Annotated in this window: 20 protein-coding genes; 10 read left to right on the forward strand and 10 right to left on the reverse strand. The window is 73.7% G+C overall.

Annotated features, from left to right (window positions below; all coding sequences use genetic code 11):
* The 4 genes from ACFWIC_RS26100 to ACFWIC_RS26115 all read left to right on the forward strand — a co-directional run.
* The coding region (locus tag ACFWIC_RS26100; protein ID WP_380520149.1) for an amidohydrolase family protein at positions 1 to 383 on the forward strand (383 nt) is incomplete at its 5' end.
* A 259-nt stretch (positions 384 to 642) separates the two neighbouring features.
* Positions 643 to 1,584 carry an SDR family NAD(P)-dependent oxidoreductase gene (locus tag ACFWIC_RS26105; RefSeq protein WP_380520150.1) on the forward strand — a complete coding sequence of 314 codons (942 nt, stop codon included), beginning with the start codon at positions 643 to 645 and terminating at the stop codon, positions 1,582 to 1,584.
* A gap of 59 nt (positions 1,585 to 1,643) precedes the next feature.
* Positions 1,644 to 2,024 carry a SchA/CurD-like domain-containing protein gene (locus tag ACFWIC_RS26110; RefSeq protein WP_329882633.1) on the forward strand — a complete coding sequence of 127 codons (381 nt, stop codon included), beginning with the start codon at positions 1,644 to 1,646 and terminating at the stop codon, positions 2,022 to 2,024.
* A gap of 1 nt (position 2,025) precedes the next feature.
* Positions 2,026 to 2,898, forward strand: coding sequence for an LLM class flavin-dependent oxidoreductase (locus ACFWIC_RS26115; RefSeq protein ID WP_329882632.1), 873 nt, complete (start codon positions 2,026 to 2,028; stop codon positions 2,896 to 2,898).
* A gap of 228 nt (positions 2,899 to 3,126) precedes the next feature.
* On the opposite strand, the gene ACFWIC_RS26120 is transcribed toward ACFWIC_RS26115, so the two are convergent.
* The 4 genes from ACFWIC_RS26120 to ACFWIC_RS26135 form a co-directional block, all read right to left on the reverse strand.
* Positions 3,127 to 3,726 (reverse strand): TetR/AcrR family transcriptional regulator, encoded by a 600-nt coding sequence (locus ACFWIC_RS26120; protein ID WP_329882631.1) that lies wholly within the window; start codon positions 3,724 to 3,726, stop codon positions 3,127 to 3,129.
* A gap of 197 nt (positions 3,727 to 3,923) precedes the next feature.
* Entirely contained in the window at positions 3,924 to 4,430 is a 507-nt protein-coding gene (locus ACFWIC_RS26125) for a quercetin 2,3-dioxygenase (RefSeq protein ID WP_327681265.1), read from the reverse strand.
* A gap of 86 nt (positions 4,431 to 4,516) precedes the next feature.
* Positions 4,517 to 5,494, reverse strand: a complete 978-nt coding sequence (locus ACFWIC_RS26130; RefSeq protein ID WP_329882630.1) for an alpha-ketoacid dehydrogenase subunit beta — start codon at positions 5,492 to 5,494, stop codon at positions 4,517 to 4,519.
* A 107-nt stretch (positions 5,495 to 5,601) separates the two neighbouring features.
* The gene (locus ACFWIC_RS26135; RefSeq protein WP_329950027.1) at positions 5,602 to 6,528 is read right to left on the reverse strand and encodes a thiamine pyrophosphate-dependent dehydrogenase E1 component subunit alpha; all 927 of its coding nucleotides are present in this window, start codon (positions 6,526 to 6,528) and stop codon (positions 5,602 to 5,604) included.
* A 548-nt stretch (positions 6,529 to 7,076) separates the two neighbouring features.
* On the opposite strand from ACFWIC_RS26135, the gene ACFWIC_RS26140 reads away from it, so the two are divergent.
* Positions 7,077 to 7,940: a histidine kinase gene (locus ACFWIC_RS26140; RefSeq protein ID WP_329882628.1), complete on the forward strand. Its 864-nt coding sequence runs from the start codon at positions 7,077 to 7,079 to the stop codon at positions 7,938 to 7,940.
* Positions 7,941 to 8,064: 124 nt separating this feature from the next.
* Positions 8,065 to 8,721 (forward strand): response regulator transcription factor, encoded by a 657-nt coding sequence (locus ACFWIC_RS26145; protein WP_329882627.1) that lies wholly within the window; start codon positions 8,065 to 8,067, stop codon positions 8,719 to 8,721.
* Between the two features lie 96 nt (positions 8,722 to 8,817).
* Here ACFWIC_RS26145 and ACFWIC_RS26150 read toward each other — a convergent pair whose 3' ends face one another.
* Positions 8,818 to 9,084 carry a hypothetical protein gene (locus tag ACFWIC_RS26150; protein ID WP_329882626.1) on the reverse strand — a complete coding sequence of 89 codons (267 nt, stop codon included), beginning with the start codon at positions 9,082 to 9,084 and terminating at the stop codon, positions 8,818 to 8,820.
* Between the two features lie 130 nt (positions 9,085 to 9,214).
* Positions 9,215 to 10,222 (reverse strand): medium chain dehydrogenase/reductase family protein, encoded by a 1,008-nt coding sequence (locus ACFWIC_RS26155; RefSeq protein WP_329950026.1) that lies wholly within the window; start codon positions 10,220 to 10,222, stop codon positions 9,215 to 9,217.
* A gap of 183 nt (positions 10,223 to 10,405) precedes the next feature.
* Between ACFWIC_RS26155 and ACFWIC_RS26160 the strand changes: the two genes are divergently transcribed.
* Entirely contained in the window at positions 10,406 to 11,035 is a 630-nt protein-coding gene (locus tag ACFWIC_RS26160) for a TetR/AcrR family transcriptional regulator (protein ID WP_380520151.1), read from the forward strand.
* A 343-nt stretch (positions 11,036 to 11,378) separates the two neighbouring features.
* Here the strand turns inward: ACFWIC_RS26160 and ACFWIC_RS26165 are convergent, their stop codons facing one another.
* The gene (locus tag ACFWIC_RS26165; protein WP_329882623.1) at positions 11,379 to 12,092 is read right to left on the reverse strand and encodes a DUF4386 domain-containing protein; all 714 of its coding nucleotides are present in this window, start codon (positions 12,090 to 12,092) and stop codon (positions 11,379 to 11,381) included.
* Between the two features lie 119 nt (positions 12,093 to 12,211).
* On the opposite strand from ACFWIC_RS26165, the gene ACFWIC_RS26170 reads away from it, so the two are divergent.
* Positions 12,212 to 12,727, forward strand: coding sequence for a MarR family winged helix-turn-helix transcriptional regulator (locus ACFWIC_RS26170; protein ID WP_355400266.1), 516 nt, complete (start codon positions 12,212 to 12,214; stop codon positions 12,725 to 12,727).
* Positions 12,728 to 12,822: 95 nt separating this feature from the next.
* Here ACFWIC_RS26170 and ACFWIC_RS26175 read toward each other — a convergent pair whose 3' ends face one another.
* From ACFWIC_RS26175 to ACFWIC_RS26185, 3 genes are all read right to left on the reverse strand, one after another.
* Positions 12,823 to 14,016 carry an RtcB family protein gene (locus ACFWIC_RS26175; protein WP_380363775.1) on the reverse strand — a complete coding sequence of 398 codons (1,194 nt, stop codon included), beginning with the start codon at positions 14,014 to 14,016 and terminating at the stop codon, positions 12,823 to 12,825.
* Positions 14,017 to 14,373: 357 nt separating this feature from the next.
* On the reverse strand, positions 14,374 to 15,741 hold the full coding sequence (locus ACFWIC_RS26180; protein WP_329882681.1) for a pitrilysin family protein: 1,368 nt from the start codon (positions 15,739 to 15,741) through the stop codon (positions 14,374 to 14,376).
* A gap of 20 nt (positions 15,742 to 15,761) precedes the next feature.
* Positions 15,762 to 17,165 (reverse strand): pitrilysin family protein, encoded by a 1,404-nt coding sequence (locus ACFWIC_RS26185; RefSeq protein ID WP_329950024.1) that lies wholly within the window; start codon positions 17,163 to 17,165, stop codon positions 15,762 to 15,764.
* A gap of 251 nt (positions 17,166 to 17,416) precedes the next feature.
* On the opposite strand from ACFWIC_RS26185, the gene ACFWIC_RS26190 reads away from it, so the two are divergent.
* Positions 17,417 to 19,867: a DNA topoisomerase IV subunit A gene (locus ACFWIC_RS26190; RefSeq protein ID WP_329950023.1), complete on the forward strand. Its 2,451-nt coding sequence runs from the start codon at positions 17,417 to 17,419 to the stop codon at positions 19,865 to 19,867.
* Positions 19,868 to 20,061: 194 nt separating this feature from the next.
* Positions 20,062 to 20,967, forward strand: a complete 906-nt coding sequence (locus tag ACFWIC_RS26195) for a sucrase ferredoxin (protein ID WP_329882617.1) — start codon at positions 20,062 to 20,064, stop codon at positions 20,965 to 20,967.
* The last annotated feature ends 71 nt before the right edge of the window (positions 20,968 to 21,038 follow it).

A 21,038-nucleotide genomic window follows, 5' to 3' on the forward strand; every position in this document is an offset into this window, starting at 1 on the left:
GGCCCGGTGCGGCGGGCCGGCCCGGCGGTCCCGGAGGGCCGGGGACGGGCGGGCCGGGCGGGCCGGGCGGGCCGGGCGGGCCGGGCGGGCCGGGTGCGGCGGCACCGGCCGGTCCCCCCGTCCCGCCGCTCGCCGAGGTGCTCGGCCGGGTGTACGTCGACACGGCGACCCCGAGCCTGCGCGCCATCGCCGCCGCGGTCGACGCCTTCGGGGTCGGCAACGTCATGTTCGGCACCGACTCCCCGCCGATGAGCGCACCGCTGGACGCCTCGCTCGCCCGGCTCGACGGGCTCGGCCTGGACGCCACCGCGGTCGCCCGGATCCGGCACGGCAACGCCGCCGAGCTGTTCGGCCTGGCGCCCGCCGCGCCGGACCGCACCTGAACCCGGCACATCCCGAGCGGACCCGGGTAGCACCGGGCCCGGACTCACCCCGACCCGCCGGCGCCGCCCGCGCCCCGGCACCGCGGCGGTCCCGGCTCCACGCCGGATCCGGGACCGCGCCGGGACCGCGCCGGGACCGCGTTCCGCGGTTCCGCGCCGGCACGACCCACCGGGAACCACGCACCGGGAACCACCCACCACGGGGGCCAGGGGCCACGCGCCTGGAACCACCACCGACAAGCGACAGGGAGGTGCCGTCATGACGGCAGCCGCACCGACCGACCCGCCGGGCCCGCCCGCCGGACGCCCGGGCGGCGGACCGCCCCCGGGCTTCGCCGGCCCACCCGGCGGACGCCCGGGCGGGCCGCCGCCGGGGGTCTTCGGCCCGCCCGGCGCGGGAGCGCCCCAGCCCGCACCCGAACGGGTCCCCGCCGACCGGCAGTTCGCCGGCAGCCGGGTCCTGGTGGTCGGCGGCTACGGCAGCATCGGCGCCGCCGTCGCCGAGGACCTCGCCGCCCAGGGCGCCCGGGTGGCCGTCGCCGGCCGCTCGCTGAAGAAGGCCGAGGAGACCGCCGACCGGCTCGCCCCGCTGGCCGCCCGGGGCGGGGAGGTCGTCGCCCACGCCGTCGACGTCGCCGACCGTGCCGACGTGGACCGGCTGGTGGACACCCTGGTCGCCGGCTGGGGCGGCATCGACGTCCTGGTCAACTGCGCCAGCGCGCTGGTGACGGTCGGCGCCGAGACCATCTCGGAGGAGGACTGGCGCACCATCGTCGACACCAACCTGCTGGGCGCCTTCTGGCTCTCCCAGTCGGTCGGGCGGGCGATGATCGCGGGCGACGGCGGCCGGATCGTCCATCTCTCCTCCGTACGCGGCAAGTTCGGCGCACGGCGCGGCTTCAGCGCGTACGGCGCGAGCAAGGCGGGCCTGGACCTGCTGGTCAAGCAGCTGGCCGCCGAATGGGGCCGGCACCGGATCGCGGTGAACGCGGTCGCTCCCGGCTTCGTGCGCACCGACTTCGTCCAGGAGAACGCCCAGAACCCGGAGTTCATGAGGATGGTGATCGGCCGGATCCCGCTGGGCCGCACCGCCGAGCTGCACGAGGTCGCGGACGCCGTGACCTTCCTCGCCTCACCGCGGGCCGGATTCATCTCCGGCCAGGTGCTGTACGTGGACGGCGGCGTCACCGCCAGCCAGTGACAGCGCCACCTCCCCACCCCGACGGGGCCGGACCCGGCCCCGAACCGTCAGGAGACGACATGAGCACGTGGCACGCGCTGTACTACCCGCTGCTCCCGGGCAGCGAGGACACCGTCAAGGAGCTGTTCCGCAAGAGCGGCCGCCCGGAGTTCGACGTCCGCACCCCGGACGGCACGGTCGTCGGGAAGCTCCTCGGCACCCAGGCCTTCGTCGGCAAGGAGCTGGCCGTCCGGGTCATCGAGATCGAGGGCCCGCTCCCGCTGGTGGCCGCGCACATGAGCCAGCAGCCGGCCGTCCGCGAGTTCGAGCGGGAGCTGGAGAACCACCTGGCCGTCCCCCGCGACATGACCAGCCGGGAGGGCGCCCAGGCCTTCTTCCGGCTGGCCTCGATGGAGAACGTGCTCTCCCGCCGCCACGACCAGCCCCTCCAGGGGGAGTGACATGAAGATCGGAATCGGACTGCCGACCTCGCTGGAAGGTACCGCGGGCGAGGACGTGGTCGGCTGGGCGGTGCAGGCCGAGGCCGCCGGGTTCTCCACGCTCGGCACCATCGACCGCCTGTTGCACACCAGTTGGGAGCCGCTCACCACGCTGGCCGCGGCCGCCGCGGTCACCGAGCGGATCGGTCTGGCGACCAGCATCCTGATCTCGCCGCTGCGCTCCAACACCGCGCTGCTGGCCAAGCAGGCCGCCACCGTGGACCGGCTCTCCGGCGGGCGGCTCACCCTCGGGCTGGCCGTCGGCTCGCGACCGGACGACTTCGAGGCCGGCCGGATCGAGAAGACCGGCCGGGGCGCCCGGACCGGCACCCAGGTGGCCGAGCTGCGCCGGCACTGGGCCGACGCGCAGGCCGGCCGGGAGCCGGCCGTCGGACCGGCGCCGGTCCGGCAGAACGGGCCGGAGCTGATCCTCGGCGGCCACTCGCCGGCCGCACTGCGCCGGGCTGCCCGGCTGGGTGACGGCTGGATCGGCGGCGGCACCGGCCCGATGATGTTCGCCCAGGGCGCGCAGTCGCTGCGCGAGCTGTGGACGGAGGAGGGCCGCGAGGGCGCGCCCCGGCTGGTGGCGCTGGCGTACTTCGCGCTGGGCGGGGACGCGACCAAGCACACCGAGGGCTACCTGCGGTCCTACTACCGGGACGCCGGTCCGTTCGTCGAGCACATCCTGCGCGGCGCCGCCGACTCGGCGGGCAAGTTGCGCGGGATCGTCGGCAAGTACGCCGAGGCGGGCTGCGACGAGCTGCTGTTGATGCCGTGCTCCCGGGACCTCGACCAGGTCACGGCCGCGGCCGAGGTGCTGGGGCTCCAGGGCTGACCACGGCACGGCGGGGAGGGGCGGGCGGCCAGTGGCCACCCGCCCCTCCCCCGTTCCCCGCCCGGGTCCGGCGACGGGGGGCGTCCGGCAGGTCCGGCGGTCCGGCGCCGGGGCGGGGCGGGCCAGGCCGCCGGCGCCGCGGCGCCGGAACGCGGAAGGTCCGCCGCCCGGCACTGCTCGCCGGGCGACGGACCGGTCCGGACGGGCCCGCAGGGGCCGGGCCGGTGCTTACACGGGCGCCGGGGCCAGCGTCCGCCACAGCTGCCGGACGAAGGCCTCCGCCTCGCGCAGCGCCTCCTGGCCGGCCGACGGCGCGGCGAACACGCCCCCGTACGCGGCCAGGTAGCAGGCGCCGAGCAGGAGCTGGGACGCGGCCATCGGGTCGGCGTCCCGGCTGACCACGTCGACCCGCTGGGCCCGGCGCAGGTAGTCGGCCAGCAGCTCGGAGGCCCGGTGCGGGCCGGCGTTGTTGGCCCGCATCCACTCCCGGTGCCGGTCGAGCAGCTTGGGCTCGGCGAAGACCGAGAGCAGCATCGGCATCGACTCCCGGTAGAAGGCGAGCGCTTCCTCGGCCACCTGCTGGAGGGTCGCGCGGACCTCCCCCTCGGTGCCGATCTCCTCCGGCAGGGCGCGCAGCACGGGCAGCAGCCCGGGCAGCCGCTCGGCCAGGACGGCCAGGAAGACGTCCTCCTTGCTGCGGAAGTGCCGGTAGATGGTGCCCTCGGAGCAGCCCGCCACCTCCGCGATCTCCTTGGTGGTGCAGCGGGCCAGGCCGAGGTCCCGGATCACCCGCTCGGCGGCGTCGACGATCTGCTCGCGCATACTCATGAAGGCTCCGAAGGGACGGGTGCGGCCGGGGTCGTCCCGGTCCGCGACTGCGGAGTGGTTACCGAAGGATAGCGTGTAGGTGAGCGCCCGCTCACCCGTTCGGGCCGGTCCGTGGCCGGCTCCGGTACGCACGGCGCCGGCCCTGCCGCCCGGTTGGACGGCAGGGCCGGCGCGGCACTGTCCAGACGCGGCACCGCTCAGCGGGGCGGTCCGGCGGGGCCGCCCAGCCCGGGCGGCGGCCCGACCAGCTGCACGCCGAGCGGCTCCAGCGCGCCCAGCAGTCGGGCGAAGTCCGGCGGGCCCTGGAGCGGCGGGGGGAGTTCCAGGCTGGTCGCCGGCTCGCCGGTCTGGAAGAACCACTCCTCGAAGCCGGCCGGGGTCCCGAGCACCAGGAACCGGGTGCCCTCGGTCTCCACCCGGTACTGGTGGGCGATGCCGCGCGGCGCGAACACGGTGGCACCCGGGCCGACCTTGTGCTCGTCGTCGCCGATCCGCAGCACCATCTCGCCCTCCTGGACGATGAAGAACTCGTCCTCGCGGGTGTGCAGGTGGACGGGCGAGGCGTAGCCCGCCGGCGAGAGCTGCTCGGCGAGCCAGAACTGGCCGTTGGTCTCGGCGCCGGTCGCCTTGAACTTGAGCAGGGCGCCCACGTGCCAGATGGCGCGACCCTCGTCGGGCTGCTTCACGAACGGTTGGGACGTCACTCGGTTCCTCCTCGGTCGGCGGTCCCGCGCGCGGGACCGCTCGGAAACGGTGCGGAAACTGATGGAGCGCCTGATCGGACGGAGCGTCAGGCCGCGGTGCGGACGGCGCTGGTGGCCAGCACGGCGGCCACCACCTCGTCCGGTCCGGGCGCGAAGGCGTCCTCCAGCTCGGGGCTGAAGGGCACCGGCGCGTGCGGCCCGGTGACCATCCTGACCGGTCCGCGCAGCGCCGCGAAACGGTCCTGCGCGACCTGGGCGGCGATGTCGGTGGCCAGGCTGCACCGCGGGTGCGCCTCGTCGACCACGACCAGGCGGCCGGTCTTCTCGACGCTGGCGTAGATGGTCGAGGTGTCCAGCGGCGAGAGCGTCCGGGGGTCGATCACCTCGACGTCCACGCCCTCGGCGGCCAGCCGCTCGGCGGCGGTGAGCGCGACCGAGACCATCCGGCCGATCGCGACCACGGTGGCGTCCGCGCCCTCGCGGACCACCTTGGCCGTGCCGAACGGGATCGCGTACGGCTCCTCGGGGACGGGGCCGGGCGCGAAGTACAGCATCTTGTGCTCCAGGAAGAGCACCGGGTCGTCGTCCACCAGCGCCTGCGCCATCAGGCCCTTGGCGTCGTACGGGTTGGACGGCGCGACCACCTTGATGCCGGGCAGGTGGACGAAGAGCGGGTGCAGCGCCTGCGAGTGCTGGGCGCCGCGGCGCAGGCCGGTGCCCCACATCGCGCGCAGCACCAGCGGCACGGAGACCTTGCCGCCGGACATGTAGCGCAGCTTGGCGGCCTGGTTGGCGATCTGGTCGAAGCAGACGGTGGCGAAGTCGACGAAGAGCAGGTCGACCACCGGGCGCAGGCCGGTCGCCGCGGCGCCGACCGCGGCGCCGACGAAGGCCGCCTCGGTGATCGGCATGTCGAGCACGCGGTCCGGGAACTCGATGTGCAGGCCCTTGGTCGGGCCCCACGCGTTGGTGCTGTCCTCGCCCATCAGGACCACGGAGCGGTCGAAGCGCATCTGCTGGGCGAGCGCCTCCCCGATGGCCTGCTGGTAGGTGATGGTACGCACGTGACTCTCTCCTCCGGAGGTGGTCCCGACCGGCCGGCGCCGGTCGGCGGGCGGACTCGTCCAAGGCCGTGCGCGCCCGCGGGCGGACGCGTCGAAGGCCGCGCGCGTCAGCGGGTGTAGACGTCCGTGAGCAGGCTCGCCCGGTCCACCGTGAACGGCTCCGCCGAGGCCGCGACGGCGGCCTCCACGAGGGCGGCGACGTCCCGGTCGATCCGGTCCAGTTCGAAGGCGGCGGGCCCTGCGGCGGTGCCGTCGGCGATCCGGGCGCGGAGCAGCAGCAGCGGGTCGGAGTCGGCGCGGAGCCGGTCCGGGTCCGCGCTCGGGCGGTAGGACTGGTCGTCCCAGAGCTCCATGTGGCCGTGGAACCGCTCGGCCCGGAACTCCAGGACGGTCGGCCCGTCGCCGGCCCGGGCGCGCTCGACCGCCTCGGTGGTGGCGGCGTGCACGGCGAGGACGTCGTAGCCGTCGACCACCGCGCCGGGGATACCGAACCCGGCCGCGCGCTGGGCCATGTCGGTGCCGGAGAAGTGCCGGTCGGCGGGGGTCGCCTGGGCGTAGCCGTTGTTCTCGACGGCGAACACCACCGGCAGGTCGAGCATGCGGGCGAACACCAGGCTCTCGAGCACCGCCCCCTGGTTGGCGCCGCCGTCACCGGTGAAGGCCACCGCGACCTGTCCGGTGCCCTGCTGGCGGGCCGTCAGGGCGGCGCCGCAGGCGAGCGGCACGCCGCCGCCGGCGAGGCCGTTGGCGCCGAGCATGCCGCGGTCGAAGTCCGCGATGTGCATCGAGCCGCCCTTGCCGCCGCAGAGGCCGTCGGGGCGCCCGTGCAGTTCCTTCATCATGGCCTCGACGTCACAGCCCTTGGCGATGGCGTGACCGTGGCCGCGGTGGGTGCTGGCCAGGTAGTCGTCGGGGGCGAGCGCCGCACAGACGCCCGCCGCGACGGCCTCCTGTCCGCTGTAGAGGTGGACCGCGCCGGGCAGGTTCTTCGCCAGCCCGTGCAGACGGTCCTCGAAAGCTCGGATCATGCTCATCGTCCGGTAGATCTCAGCGATCTGATCAACCGTCAAACGTGTGGTACGGGATGTGCCCATGGGGTCGCCTCCTCGGCTCTCCGGGGGACGGCCGGCGAGTCGCCGCGCGACCCGGTCGCCGGCCGCGCTCGTGGCCCGACTCCCATGAGGGTAAGTGCTCACTCACATGGGTGCAACCAAGTGTCCGAATCCGCCACGGCGCCATACACCACTCCCCCCGCCCACCCTTGCGCCCTGTGCAACAGCCCGCCTAAGGTCTTGTCCCGGGTGGATTGGGATCACGGCACAGAACACGCGACGGACCGTTTGTGCGGGGTTCGCCGTGCCGGTTTGCGCGTATGTCCGACGAATTCCTTTTCCCCGCGCCAGAAACGCCCGTGCACTGTGGGTTCGACGCGAGCGACGGGGGGATTTCAGGAACCATGCTGGATCAGATAGCCAAAACCTCCGGCGGGGAAGACCGAAGACCAACCAGCCTGGCCATGGACGGCGTGGCGACACTCGCTACGCGCGGTGAACGGAACACCTCCGACCGGATCGGACGGTTGGTGAGCACCCTCATCGGGCTGGTCACGGGTCTCGGCGCCGCCGGCCTGCCACCGGCCCCGGAACCACGCGGCGGCCGGCCGAAGGACTCCGCTCCGCCGCCCGCGCCCGGCCCCTTCACCCTGTCCTGGCTGCATCTGGCGCTGTCCCATCCGCGCCGCCGGCCGGACGGGGCGAGGGCCGACGAGCCGGAGCCCGCCTGTCCGGCCGACGCCGCCCGGCTCGACGAGCGCCGTCGGGTCCGCCGCGAGCTGCACGACTCGCTCGCCCCCAGGCTTGCCGCCCTCCACATGCGGATGGAGCTGGCCGGCCTCTCGCTGACCGGCGACGCCGACCAGGCCCCGGCCCTGCTGGCCCAGGCCCGGGAGGACGTCAGCACCGCCATCGCCGACGTCCGGCAGGTGATCCGCGACCTCGACACGTCCGAGTCCCGGTCCACGCCCAGTCCCGGCACGCTGCGCCAGTTCCTGCACCGGCAGGTCCGCGCGTTCGAGGAGGCCGGGGCCGGTCGGCTCCGTTTCGTCACCGAGCTGCCGACCCTCGTCGACGGTTTCCCGGACCGTGTCCAGAACGAATTGAAGAATATCTCCGGCGAAGCCGTCGCCAATGTCGCACGGCACGCCCAGGCCACCGTCTGCCGGATCTCGGCCTCCATCGGCCGGAACGGCCTCGACCTTTCGATCGAGGACGACGGGGTGGGGATTTCCAGCGGTTCCGTCGGCGGAATAGGACTGCCGTCCATGTGTGTCCGCACCAGGGAACTCGGCGGGATTTTCTCGGTCGAGACCAGAGCCCCGCACGGCACCGTGATCCGGGTGCGACTGCCGCACTCGGTGCTCACCGGCGACGCGGACCGGACCGGTTGACCCACGCGTTCCCGCCTTTCTCCCACGGCCCGCCGGTACGGCGGAGTCCGTGTCCGACCGACCCGTGCCGCCCCCGGCCCGTCCCCCGGGTTCCCGCTATCCGCACCCTCTCCTAGGAGCTCCCATGGACCCGGTCGCGCCTCGAAACCTTCGTATCCTCGTGGTCGACGACCACGAGCTTTTCCGGGCTGGTTTACGCCAACTCCTGGACCGGATCGACTCCCTGACCGTCGTCGGCGAGGCCTCCAGCGGCGCCGACGTGCTCTCCGCCGTCGAACGCCTGGCCCCGGACGTCGTGCTGATGGACATCAGCATGCCGGGCACCGACGGCATCGAGGCGACCCGCACCCTGCTCGCCCGCCACCCCCGGGTCGCGGTGGTGATGCTGACCGCCGACGACAACGACGACTCCATCGTCGCCGCGGTCCGGGCCGGTGCCCGCGGCTACCTGGTCAAGGGCGCCGGCCTGGACGACGTGCGCCGGGCCATCACCGCCGTCAGCCAGGGCGGGGCCCTCTTCGGCCCGGAGGCGGCCGCCCACCTGTTGGCCCAGGTCAGGCGACCGGCTCCGGAGCGCGAGCCGTTCCCCGACCTGACTCCCCGGGAGATGGCCGTCCTGACCATGCTGGCGGACGGCCGCAACAACTCCTTCATCGCCAACGAGTTCGGGCTGTCGATGAAGACGGTGCGCAACTACCTCTCCCGGATCTTCAGCAAGCTGCAGGTCACCGACCGCGCCGAGGCCGCGGTCCGGGCCCGGCGGGCCGGGCTCGGCAGCTAGCGCCCGTCCCTGCGGGCAGGTCCGCGGACCTGCCCGCGGACCTGCCCCGGGGCGGAGCGGACCGGCCCGGGGCGGACCGGGCCGGCCGGGGTGCCGTCACCTCTCCAGCTGCGCCCAGAGTTCGGCCTCGTTCCGGCTCAACGGGGCAGCCTCGGCACCGGCCCGCTCCGGGTGCCAGTCCGGCACGCCCGGCGGCGGCAGCACCGGCTCGGGCCGGCGCGCGCCCGGCAGCGCCGAGGGCGAGGTCAGCGGGGCCATGGCCAGCCCGAGCCAGATCATGCCGTCGGCCAGGTACCGGCCGGAGCGCCGCGCCCACCGGCGCAGCAGGAGACGACGGTGGGCACGGCGCAGAGCGGATCGCATCGGAAGGCCTCCGGCGGGACGGCAGCGGGGGGAAGCGGTGCTACCGCCATCCTGGTGACCTGCCGTCCCACCGTCATGGGGCGGGAATCCCCATCGCGCTGGGAAAGTTTCCTGGCCCCGTCCCGGCCCGCTACGCCGGAGCCGGGACCAGGACGATCTTCCCGCTGACGGCCGCGGTCTCCATCGCGCGGTGCGCGTCGGCCGCCTCGTCCAGCGCCATGGTGCGGCCCACCCGCGGGTTGACCAGCCCCTTCTGCAGCAGTTCCAGGACGGTCGCGAGGTCCTGCTGGTACGCGGCCGGCTGGGACTTCTCCAGGCTCCAGGCGTTGTAGAACAGCGTCCGCCGCCCGTCCGGGAGCAGCTTGGGCAGCACGATGCCGCCCAGGAACCCCTGGGCACCGACCAGCAGGTCCGGCTTGCCGCCCCGCAGCGCGGCGTTCTGGCCGTAGCCGACCATCACTCCGCCGCGCCGGACGGCCTGGTAGGAGCGGAGGAAGTGCGGTCCGCCGACCGGGTCGAAGACCGCGTCCACCGCGCCGCCCGGCAGGCCGCGCACCACCCGGAGGAAGTCCTCGGTGTCCCGGTCGATCGGGTGGCCGCCGAGCCGTCGCACCTGGTCGGCGCGGGCACCCGAGCAGGTGCCGTAGACGGTCACCTCGGCGAGCGCCGCCAGTTCCAGGAAGGCGGTGCCGACGCCGCCGGACGCGCCGTGCACCAGGACCGTCCCGCCCCGCCGCACCCGGGCGACCCGGTGGAGCATCTGCTGCGCGATGAAGTAGTTGAGCGCGAGCGCGGAGGCCTCGACCGGGTCCACCCCCTCGGGCAGCTCGACGAGCCGGTTGGCGGGCACGATCGCGTACTCCGCGTAACCGCCGCTTCGCACCAGTGCGACCACCCGCTGCCCCACTGCGGGGGCCCGGGTGCCCGGGCCCACCTGGTCGACCTCGCCCACCAGGTCGTATCCGGGGGTGAAGGGACGCTTCGGCCCGCCGGGGATGACCCCGGCGCGTAGCAGAATGTCACCGTAGGAGACGCCGGCGGCGAGCACCCTGACCCTGACCTGACCGACGGCCGGGGCCGGGAGTTCTTCGCTGGACAGCCGTAGGACCTCGGCTCCGCCGAGCCTCGGCACACTCACGTGGCGGTACCTCATCGTGGCCTCCGCAGTGGAGAGACGTCATGGAAGGAGTGGCACTGGTCCTCCGTGGGGGCGGACGGTCACGGGAGCCGGCCGCCAGGCCGTTCCCTGCCCCCGTATTTTTATATAGACTGAGTGTACAATGAATGTGATAGCACCCGCCTCAGGAGACGTCAACAGCCCATGAGCCCACGCCAGTACCGAGCCGGCCAACGCCAGGTAGCCGCCGAGCAGACCCGCACCCGCATTCTGGAAGCCGCCTGCGAGCTGCTGACCGGGGAGAAGGGCCCGGCCTCGTTCAGCATGGACGCCGTCGCCAAGACCGCCGGGGTGGCGCGGATGACCGTCTACTACCAGTTCGACTCGAAGACCGGCCTGCTGGAGGCGCTCTTCGACGATCTGGCGCTGCGCGGCGGAATGGACAGAATGCCCGCGGCCTTCATGCGGCCCAGCGGGCGGGAGGCGCTCTCCGCGATCCTCGACGTCCTCAGCGGCTTCTACGGATCCGGGCGGATCGCCCTGCGCCGGCTCCGCGGCCTGGGCATCCTCGATCCGGAGCTGGACACGGCGCTGCAGAGCCGCGGCGAGCGTAGGCGCGGCGGCCTCCAGGTGGTCCTCGGCCGGCTGCTCGCCGACCGGGACGCCGAGGTCGGCGAGGCCGAGCTGGAGGAACTGGTCGAGCTGCTGTTCATGCTCACCAGTTTCGAGACCTTCGACCTGCTGGCCGGTCCCGAGGGTGAGACCTCGACGGTCGCCCGCCGGATCGAGGAGCTGATTCTCGCCGTTCTCGACCGCCGGCTCGCGGCTTCCTGACGCCCGGCCGGCGCACCACGCGCCCCAGGGCCCGTCACCCGCCCCTCGCGTCCCGAACCCCCCGCCGCCCGGCGACCCCCCTCCGGTCGCCGAACGGCGGCCGGCGGCGCGGCGGCCTTCCTCCCCAGGACGCCGCCGCGCCGCCTTCCCTTTTCCTCACGAGCCCCGCGGCCCGCTCGGTCGCGACCGGTCCGCCGCGCCTCCCGGCGCCACGCTCCCCGCCGCTCTCCCCCGGCCGGGGCGGCCCTGCCTCGGAGCACCACCTACGAGGTGCCGGGCCGCCGCCGTACCGGAGCAGTCGGGACCGGCCGGCGTTTCCGCCGACCGGTCGGTCAGTGGTACCTCAGGCCTCGACCCCGTCACCCTCGTAGCCCGCGGTGCGGCGCGGGCGCTGCTTGGGCAGGATCACGCTGGCCGCGATCAGCCAGATCAGACCGCCGAAGCGGCCGATCGGCAGGAAGAACCCGAGGCTCGTGGAGAGCAGCGCCAGGGTGCCCAGCACGCCGATCCCGGCGAGCACCAGGCCGGTCCAGGCGAAGCCCTTCGGGCCGAAGCCCAGCAGGAGCATCGGGACGGCCACGCCGGCCAGCATCACGCCGAACGGGACGACGTGCCCGGGGCCGCCGGTGGCGAAGAGCAGGTCGGTCAGCACGCGGACCAGCGGCGCGTCACCGAGGCCGCCGGCACGCGAGGCGGCCCAGACGGTGAGACCGCAGGTCGCCATCGAGACCGCCGAGAGCACACCGGCGACCAGGGCGATGCCCGGGCCCGGGGCGCTCACGCCGAGTCGGCGCAGCCGCTGGTAGACGATCGCGGCCCAGACCGCCAGCGGCAGCGAGGCGCCGAACTGCAGCGTCCCGGCAACCCGGGCGGCAGTCTCGTGGTCGCGGAAGTAGGCCAGGGTGTCGGCCGCCGAGTCGGTGGGCAACGGGGTCTGGCGGGACAACACGATGGACACCACCATCAGCGCCGCGAACGCCACGGCGGGCAGCAGCAAGGGGGGGCCTGACTGCTGGCGCCGGGCGGAGGCGGCCGGTGCCGCGGATGTCGTGGTCATGATGGGCACTCCAGTCGAAACGGGTCGCTTGGGCCGGCGCCGGACAGGATCGGCACCGGTAGTTCCGACTTTAGAATAGTTCACTAGGGGACATCATTGTCCACTGGTATCGTGTTTCCATGACCGAAACTCCCGACCGCGCCCCGTCGCTCCACCGCGGCCAGCAGGGAGCACAAGTAGCTTTTCTTCTCTCACAGTTGGGTGAACACGCAGCTCAGGCCTTCGCCCAGCGGGTGGCCGAGCTCGACCTCACGCCCGCCCAGGCGGGCCTGCTCAGGTCCGTCGCCTTCTCCCCCGGCCTGCACCAGCAGGAACTCGCACGGCGGCTGGGAATGTCACCCAGTCGGTTCGTCGCCTTCATTGACGCCATCGAGGCGCGCGGGCTGGTCGAGCGCCGGCGGAACCCCAAGGACCGCCGGTTCCAGGACCTCTACCTCGCGCCCAAGGGCGAGGAGCTGATGCGCGGACTGGCCGAGGCGGCGCTCGCCCACGAGGAGGCCATCTGCACCGGCCTCGACCAGCAGGAACGCGTCGTCCTGGCCGGCCTGCTGCGCCGGGTCGCCGAGGCGCAGCACCTCACCGCCGGGGTGCACCCCGGCTACCGGCGGCTCAACCCCAAGCGCGACCACGTCTGAACGCCGGGCTCCGGACGCGAAAGGGCCCCCGACCGGAGTCGGGGGCCCACGTGTCCGCACGTGCTCGCGTGCTCGTGCACTCGGGCGACCGGGGGTCAGCCCTTGACGCAGACGACCTGCTTCAGGTGCGCCACGACCTCGACCAGGTCCCGCTGCTGCTCGATCACCTTCTCGATCGGCTTGTACGCACCCGGGATCTCGTCCACCACACCGGAGTCCTTGCGGCACTCCACGCCCTTGGTCTGCTCGGCGAGGTCCTGGGTGGTGAACCGCTTCTTGGCGGCGGTCCGGCTCATCTTCCGGCCGGCCCCGTGCGAGGCCGAGTTGAACGCCGCCTCGTTGCCCAGCCCGCGGACGATGTACGAACCGGTGCCCATCGAACCCGGGATGATCCCGTAGTCGCCGGCTCCGGCCCTGATCGCGCCCTTCCGGGTCACCAGCAGGTCGACGCCGTCGTACCGCTCCTCCGACACGTAGTTGTGGTGGCAGCTGATCACCTCGTCGTAGGCGACCTTCGCCTTGGCGAACTCGCGGCGGACGACGTCCTGGAGCAGCGCCATCATCAGCGCCCGGTTGCGCTTGGCGTACTCCTGCGCCCAGAAGAGGTCCTGCCGGTAGGCCGCCATCTGCGGGGTGTCCGCGATGAAGACCGCGAGGTCACGGTCGATCAGCCCCTGGTTGTGCGGCAGGGACTGCGCGACGCCCATGTGGTGCTCCGCCAGCTCCTTGCCGATGTTGCGCGACCCGGAGTGCAGCATCAGCCAGACCGCTCCGCCGTCGTCGACGCAGACCTCGATGAAGTGGTTGCCCCCGCCGAGCGTCGCCATCTGCTGCGCCGCCCGGTCGCGGCGCCACTTCACCTCCGGCGCCACCGCCTCGAACCGCTGCCAGAAGTCGTCCCACCCACCGGTCGGGACGCCGTGCAGCCGGCCGGGGTCGACCGGGTCGCTGTGCAGACCGCGCCCGACCGGGATCGCCTGCTCGATCCGCGTCCGCAGCCGGGAGAGGTCGTCCGGCAGGTCCCCGGCGGTGAGCGAGCTCCTCACCGCGCTCATCCCGCAGCCGATGTCGACGCCGACCGCCGCCGGGCAGACGGCACCGCGCATCGCGATCACGGACCCGACCGTCGCGCCCTTGCCCAGGTGGACGTCGGGCATGACCGCGAGCCCGTGCAGCCAGGGCAGCGAGCTGATGTTGCGCAGCTGCTGCATCGCCTGGCCCTCGACGGTGGCCGGATCGGTCCACATCCGGATCGGGACCCGGACGCCGGGTACCTCGGTGTACGACATGGTGGAACGACCTCCTGGGGTCGGTTGGTTCAAGCCTAGGTGGGTGCCGCGCGAAGAATCCCGGTGCGGCCCGGGGGATGTCAGGGGGTGGCTGCGCTCAGGCGGCCGAGGGGCATCGGGAGGACAGTCTCGGGGAGCGCCGAACGGTTTGCTCGACCCGCATGGTGACCGCCTCCTCTCCGTGTGTGTACCGGGTGCCGGGAGCTATCTACCCACGCCCCGCGCGGTGTCCGCAAGGGAAATAACGCACAGGGCCCGGTGGAGCGCACACACGCTCCACCGGGCCCTGCCCACAGCCTCGTTCCGGCCCTGCCGGGGCCCGCCCGGGCACCGGCCCGGGCGCTGATCAGGCCCTCGTCAGGCGCTGATCACGGTGACCTCTCCGATGCCCAGCTCCCGCACCTGGTCCGCGAACGCAGCGGCGTCCCCGACCAGGACGGTCACCAGCCGGTCCGGCGGGAAGGCCTCGACCACCGCCGCGGTCGCCGCCGCCGTCGGCAGCTCGGCCAGCTGCCGGTAGACCTCGGCCTGGAAGTCGTCCGCCAGGTGCTGCTCCACCTGGTCGGCCAGGGTCGCGGCCACCGAGCCCGCCGTCTCGTACTTCAGCGGGGCCACACCGACCAGGAACTGCACGGCCTCGTCGCGCTCCGCGTCGGTGAGCCCCTCGGCGGCCAGCGTGCGCAGGATGGTCCAGGTGTCGGCCAGCGCCGGAGCGGTGGAGGCGGTGTCCACCGAGCCGCTGATCGCCAGCAGCGCCCGGCCGGTGCCGTCGGCCGCCGAGCGCAGCGGCTGGGCGAACGACCGCACGCCGTAGGTGTAGCCCTTCTCCTCGCGCAGCACCCGGTCCAGCCGGGAGGTGAGCGTGCCGCCCAGGCAGTAGGTGCCGAGGATCTGGGCGGCCCAGCGCGGGTCGTGCCGGTCCGGGCCGATCCGGCCGACCAGCAGCTGGGTCTGGACCGAGCCGGGCCGGTCCACGATGATCACCCGGCCGGTGTCGTCGGCGGTCACCGGCGCGTGCGCGGCGGGCTCGGCCGGGGTGCCCTTCCAGACGCCCAGGGTGGACTCCAGCAGCGCCGGCAGGTCGGTGCCGGTGAGGTCGCCGACCACGACGACCGTGGTGGTGGCCGGGCGGACGTGCGCCTCGTAGAACGCCCGGACGGCGGCCCGGTCGATCGACTTGACCGTCTCGGCCGTGCCGCTGCGCGGGCGGGAGAGCCGGTCGGCCGCGTCGAACAGCTCGGCGTAGAGCGCCTTGGCGGCCCGGCGGGCGGGGTTGGCCTGCTCGTGGACGATCTCGTCCAGGCGGTTGGCGACCAGCCGCTCGATCTCCCCCTCCGGCAGCGCCGGGCTGCCCAGCGCGGAGGCCAGCAGGTCCAGGCCGCGGGCCAGCCGGGAGGCCGGGACCTCCAGCGAGACGCGGATGCACGGGTGGTCGGCGTGGGCGTCCAGGGTGGCGCCGGCCCGCTCCAGCTCGGCGGCGAACTCCTCCGCGGTGAGCGTGTCCGTGCCCTCGCTGAGCGCGCGGGACAGGATCGACGACACGCCGTCCAGCCCCTCCGGCTCGGCCGCGAGCGGGACGTCGAGCAGCACGTCGACGGCGACCAGCTGCTGGCCGGGGCGGTGGCAGTGCAGCACGGTGATGCCGTTGCCGAGGGCCGCGCGCTCGGGGGCGGGGAACGCCCACGGGCTCGGGGTGCCCGGCTCGGGCTGGGGGTGGAAGGTCATGGCGGGGACGTAGTCGGTGCTCATACGGCGGCACCCTCCTCGTCGGTCTCGGCGGTGGCAGCGGTCTGGCCGGCGGCGGCCTCGGTGTCGGTGTCCTCGGTGTCGGTCGCGACACCGGTCCCGGCGTCGTCGGCCGTGGTCGGCTCGTACACCAGGACCGCCCGGTTCTGCGGGTGCAGCCGCGCCTCGGCGACCGCCCGCACCTCCTCGGCGGTGACGTCGAGGACCTTCGGCAGGGCGTCGTTCAGCAGCTTCGGGTCGCCGAACAGCACGGCGAAGCGGCAGAGTTCGTCGGCCCGGCCGGCCACCGTGGTGAGCCGGTCCAGCCACTCGCGCTCGATCTGCGCCTGCGCCCGCTCCAGCTCGGCCGGGGTCGGACCCTCGGCGGCGAACCGGGCCAGCTCCTCGTCGACGGCCGCGTCGATCTGCTCGACGGTCGCGTCGCCCGAGGTCTTGACGTCCAGCCAGCCCAGGCTGGGCGCACCGGCCAGCCGGAGCAGGCCGAAGCCGGCCGCGACGGCGGTGCGGTCGCGGCGGACCAGCCGGTTGTACAGCCGGCTGGACTCGCCGCTGCCGAGGATGGTCAGCGCCAGGTCGGCGGCGTCCGCCTCGCGGGTGCCGTCGTGCGGCAGCCGGTAGGAGGCCATCAGCGCCCGGGACGGGACGTCCTCGCGGATCAGCTCGCGGACCTCCCGGCCGACGGTGTCCGGCAGGGCGCCGTCGCGCGGCGGCTGCTTGCCGTCGTGCGCCGGGATCGAGCCGAAGTACTTCTCGACCCAGGCGATCGCCTGCTCCGGGTCGATGTCGCCGACCACGGACAGCACCGCGTTGTTCGGCGCGTAGTACGTGCGGAAGAACGCCCGGGCGTCCTCCAGGGTCGCCGCGTCCAGGTCGGCCATCGAGCCGATCGGGGTGTGGTGGTACGGGTGGCCGTCCGGGAAGGAGAGCGCGGTGAGCTTCTCGAACGCGGTGCCGTACGGCACGTTGTCGTACCGCTGGCGCCGCTCGTTCTTCACGACGTCGCGCTGGTTCTCCATCGACGTCTCGTCGAGGGCGGCGAGCAGCGAACCCATCCGGTCCGCCTCCAGCCAGAGCGCGAGCTCCAGCTGGTGGGCCGGCATGGTCTCGAAGTAGTTGGTCCGCTCGAAGCTGGTGGTGCCGTTCAGGGAGCCGCCGGCGCCCTGGACCAGCTCGAAGTGGCCGTTGTTGGAGACGTTGGCCGACCCCTGGAACATCAGGTGCTCGAACAGGTGGGCCAGTCCGGTACGGCCCTTCACCTCGTGCCGGGAGCCGACGTCGTACCAGAGGCAGACCGCGGCCACCGGCGTCAGGTGGTCCTCGGAGAGGACGACGCGCAGGCCGTTGGCCAGGCGGTGCTCGGTGATGGCGATGCCTCGCTGGGAGGCGGGGGCCGGGTTGGCCATGCGCTCGGGTCCTTCCCGTCGTCGATGTCGGGGTTCGTGTGGCGTCCCCCATTGTGGTGCAACGCGCGAATGGCGTGGATGTGTCCGCGCGGACAGGGCGTTCGCCAGGGGCGGAAGAGGGGCGCTGGCCGGGACTGTCGGCGCGAGGGTCCACAATGGGGGCGCTGAGCCCTGTTGACACCACCCGACGACAGCCGGCGACACCACAGCGAAGACGAGACGCAAGCGAGACGTAAGGGAGCCCCGCCGCGATGGCCCGCCGCAGTTCGCAGACCCCGCCGCCCGGAGACTTCGAGGAGCGCATCCTCGATGTCGACGTCGTGGACGAGATGCAGGGCTCGTTCCTTGAGTACGCCTACTCGGTGATCTACTCCCGAGCACTCCCGGACGCCCGGGACGGCCTCAAGCCGGTGCACCGTCGAATCCTCTACCAGGCCAACGAGATGGGACTGCGCCCGGAGCGCGGCCACGTCAAGTGCGCCCGCCTGGTGGGCGAGGTGATGGGCCGGCTGCACCCGCACGGCGACGCCTCCATCTACGACTCCGTCGTCCGCATGGCCCAGCCGTTCTCGATGCGGCTGCCGCTGATCGACGGCCACGGCAACTTCGGCTCGCTCGGCAACGACGACCCGCCGGCCGCGATGCGGTACACCGAGTCGCGGCTCACCGCCGCCTCGATGGCGATGGTCGAGTCGATCCACGAGGAGACCGTCGACTTCGGGCCCAACTACGACGGCAGCGAGCAGGAGCCGCTGGCCCTGCCGGCCGCCTTCCCCAACCTGCTGGTCAACGGCGCCACCGGGATCGCCGTCGGCATGGCCACCAACATGCCGCCGCACAACCTCTCCGAAGTGGTCGCCGCCGCCCGGCACCTGATCAAGCACCCCAGCGCCGACCTCGACACCCTGATGCGGTTCGTGCCGGGCCCGGACCTGCCCACCGGCGGCCGGATCGTCGGCCTCTCCGGCATCCGGGACGCCTACGAGTCCGGCCGCGGCACCTTCAAGATCCGCGCCACCACCACGATCGAGGCCGTCACCGCCCGCCGCAAGGGCATCGTGGTCACCGAGCTGCCGTACAACGTCGGCCCGGAGAAGGTCATCGCGAAGATCAAGGACCTGGTCAACGCCAAGAAGCTGCAGGGCATCGCGGACGTCAAGGACCTCACCGACCGCGAGCACGGACTGCGCCTCGTCATCGAGGTGAAGAACGGCTTCGTCCCCGAGGCCCTGCTGGAGCAGCTCTACAAGCTGACGCCGATGGAGGAGACCTTCGGCATCAACAACGTGGCGCTGGTGGACGGCCAGCCGCTCACCCTCGGCCTCAAGGAGCTGCTGGAGGTCTACGTCGACCACCGCTTCGAGGTGGTCCGCCGCCGCAGCGACTTCCGCCGCCGCAAGCGGCAGGAGCGGCTGCACCTGGTCGAGGGCCTGCTCGTCGCCCTGGTCGACATCGACGAGGTCATCGCCCTCATCCGGTCCAGCGACAACGCCGCCCAGGCCAAGGAGCGCCTGATCGAGCGCTTCTCGCTCTCCGAGACGCAGACCGCGTACATCCTCGACACCCCGCTGCGCCGGCTCACCCGCTTCGACCGGGTCGAGCTGGAGCAGGAGCAGGCCAAGCTCAACTCCGAGATCGCCGAGCTGACCGAGATCCTCGATTCGGACACCCGGCTTCGCAGCGTCGTCTCCACCGAACTCGCCTCCGTGGCGAAGCAGTTCGGCACCGAGCGGCGGACGGTCCTGCTGGAGGCCGGCGCCGCGCCGGCCGCTTCCCTGACCGTGCCGCTGGAGGTCGCCGACGACCCGTGCCGGGTGCTGCTCTCCTCCACCGGACTGCTCGCCCGCACCGCCGACGGCGAGCCCTTCGAGCTCTCCGAGAAGCGCGCCAAGCACGACGTGATCGTCTCCGCGGTGCCCAGCACCGCGCGCGCCGACATCGGAGTGGTCACCAGCGCCGGCCGTGTCCTGCGCCTGCCGGTGATCGACCTGCCGGCGCTCCCGCCCACGCCCTCGCCCACCCTCGCGGGCGGCGCCGCCGTCACCGAGTTCCTGCGCCTGGAGACCGGCGAGCGCGCCATCGCCCTCACCACGCTGGACGAGTCCTCCCCCGGTCTGGCGCTCGGCACCGTGCAGGGCGTCGTCAAGCGGGTGGTCCCCGAATGGCCCGCCAACAAGGACGAGTTCGAGGTGATCGCGCTCAAGGACGGCGACGAGGTGATCGGCGCGGTCGAGCTGCGCACCGGCGAGGAGGACCTCGTCTTCATCGCCTCCGACGCCCAGTTGCTCCGCTACCCCGCCGGCCAGGTCCGCCCGCAGGGCCGCCCGGCCGGCGGCATGGCCGGCATCAAGCTCTCCGACGGCGCCCGCGTGCTCTCCTTCACCGCCGTCGACCCGGCCGTCGACGCGGTGGTCGTCTCGGTCGCCGGTGCCTCCGGCACCCTCACCGGCGAGGCCCAGTCCAGCTGGAAGGTCACCCCCTTCGAGCAGTACCCGCGCAAGGGCCGCGCCACCGGCGGTGTCCGCTGCCAGCGCTTCCTGCGCGGCGAGGACGCCCTCACGTTCGCCTGGGCCGGCCCCGCCCCGGCCCGCGCCACCACCGCCAAGGGCGCCCCGGTCGACCTGCCCGAGCGCGACCCGCGCCGCGACGGCTCCGGGACCCCCGTCACCACTCCGATCGACACCGTCGCCGGACCTGCCTGACGCGCGCCCCGCCAGGAGCCCGGAGGGGCCCGGACCTCGGTCCGGGCCCCTCCGGGCTCTTCCGGATCCCCGTCGGGGGGCTTCCCCGGCGTCGCAGGCCGCCCGCCGAAACCGGCTCCCGGCCTCCCCGAACCCGGCGCCGGCGCGAAGATCCGATCCGCCTCCGCACGACGGGCGAGGGTAGCCTTACCGGCGTGAGCACCTGTGCGACGTTGTCGCGTGAACTGTCGGAGCCGCTGGCCGCCACGGCGGCCACCGCCACCACCTGGCTGCTGGTCGAGCAGACCGGCCCGTGGGGGGCGAAGGCGCTCGCCGAGAGCCATCTGGACGCCGCGACGGGGCGGGCCCTGGAGGCGGCGACCGCCGGGACCGGGGTGCGGGTGGCCCTGATCCGGCGGCCGGGACGCCACGCCGACTGCCTGCCGACGCCGCGGCAGGAGGTGCTGATCGCGCACGCCGTGCCGGGACGCGGGTGGGTGCGCCGGTCCGCGGTGAGCGACCCCGCCGAGCTGCTGGGACTGGACTTCGCGGCGCTGGGCGCGGGCGACCACGGCGGTTTCGGGGTGCCGCACGTCGGCGGACCGATCGCCCTGGTGTGCACCAACGGCCGCCGGGACCGGTGCTGCGCGCTGCTGGGCCGCCCGCTGGCGGCCGAGCTGGCCGTCGCCGGGCACAGCGAGGTGTGGGAGGTGACGCACCTGGGCGGGCACCGGTTCTCCCCGACCATGCTGGTGCTCCCGTACGGGTACGCGTACGGGCGGCTGACGCCGGAAGCGGCCAAGGAGGTGCTGTCGGCGACGGCCGTGGGCCACATGGTCCCGGAGTGGTCGCGGGGCTGCTCGGGCTGGGACCGTCCGGGCCAGGCGGCCGACCACGCGGTACGGGTGTCGACGGGCGAGACCAGGGTGGACGCGCTGACCGTGGCGGCCCGGCGGCCGGACGGCGAGGGCCGCTGGCTGGTCGAGGTCCGGCACGAGGACGGCCGGTCCTGGGAGGTCGAGGTGGTCGAGGGGGTGAGCGAGCCGGCCCGCGCGGAGAGCTGCGGCAAGGCGGCGGCCACACCGTCCCGGATGGACGTCGCGGCGGTGCGGCAGCGCTGAGCGCCGGCGGTAGCGCCAACGGAAACGCCGGCGGTAGCGACGCGACGGGAGCCGGGCACGGAAGGACCCCG

The organism is Kitasatospora sp. NPDC127035 (genome assembly GCF_042726075.1).
In the GTDB taxonomy this organism is placed as follows: domain Bacteria; phylum Actinomycetota; class Actinomycetes; order Streptomycetales; family Streptomycetaceae; genus Kitasatospora.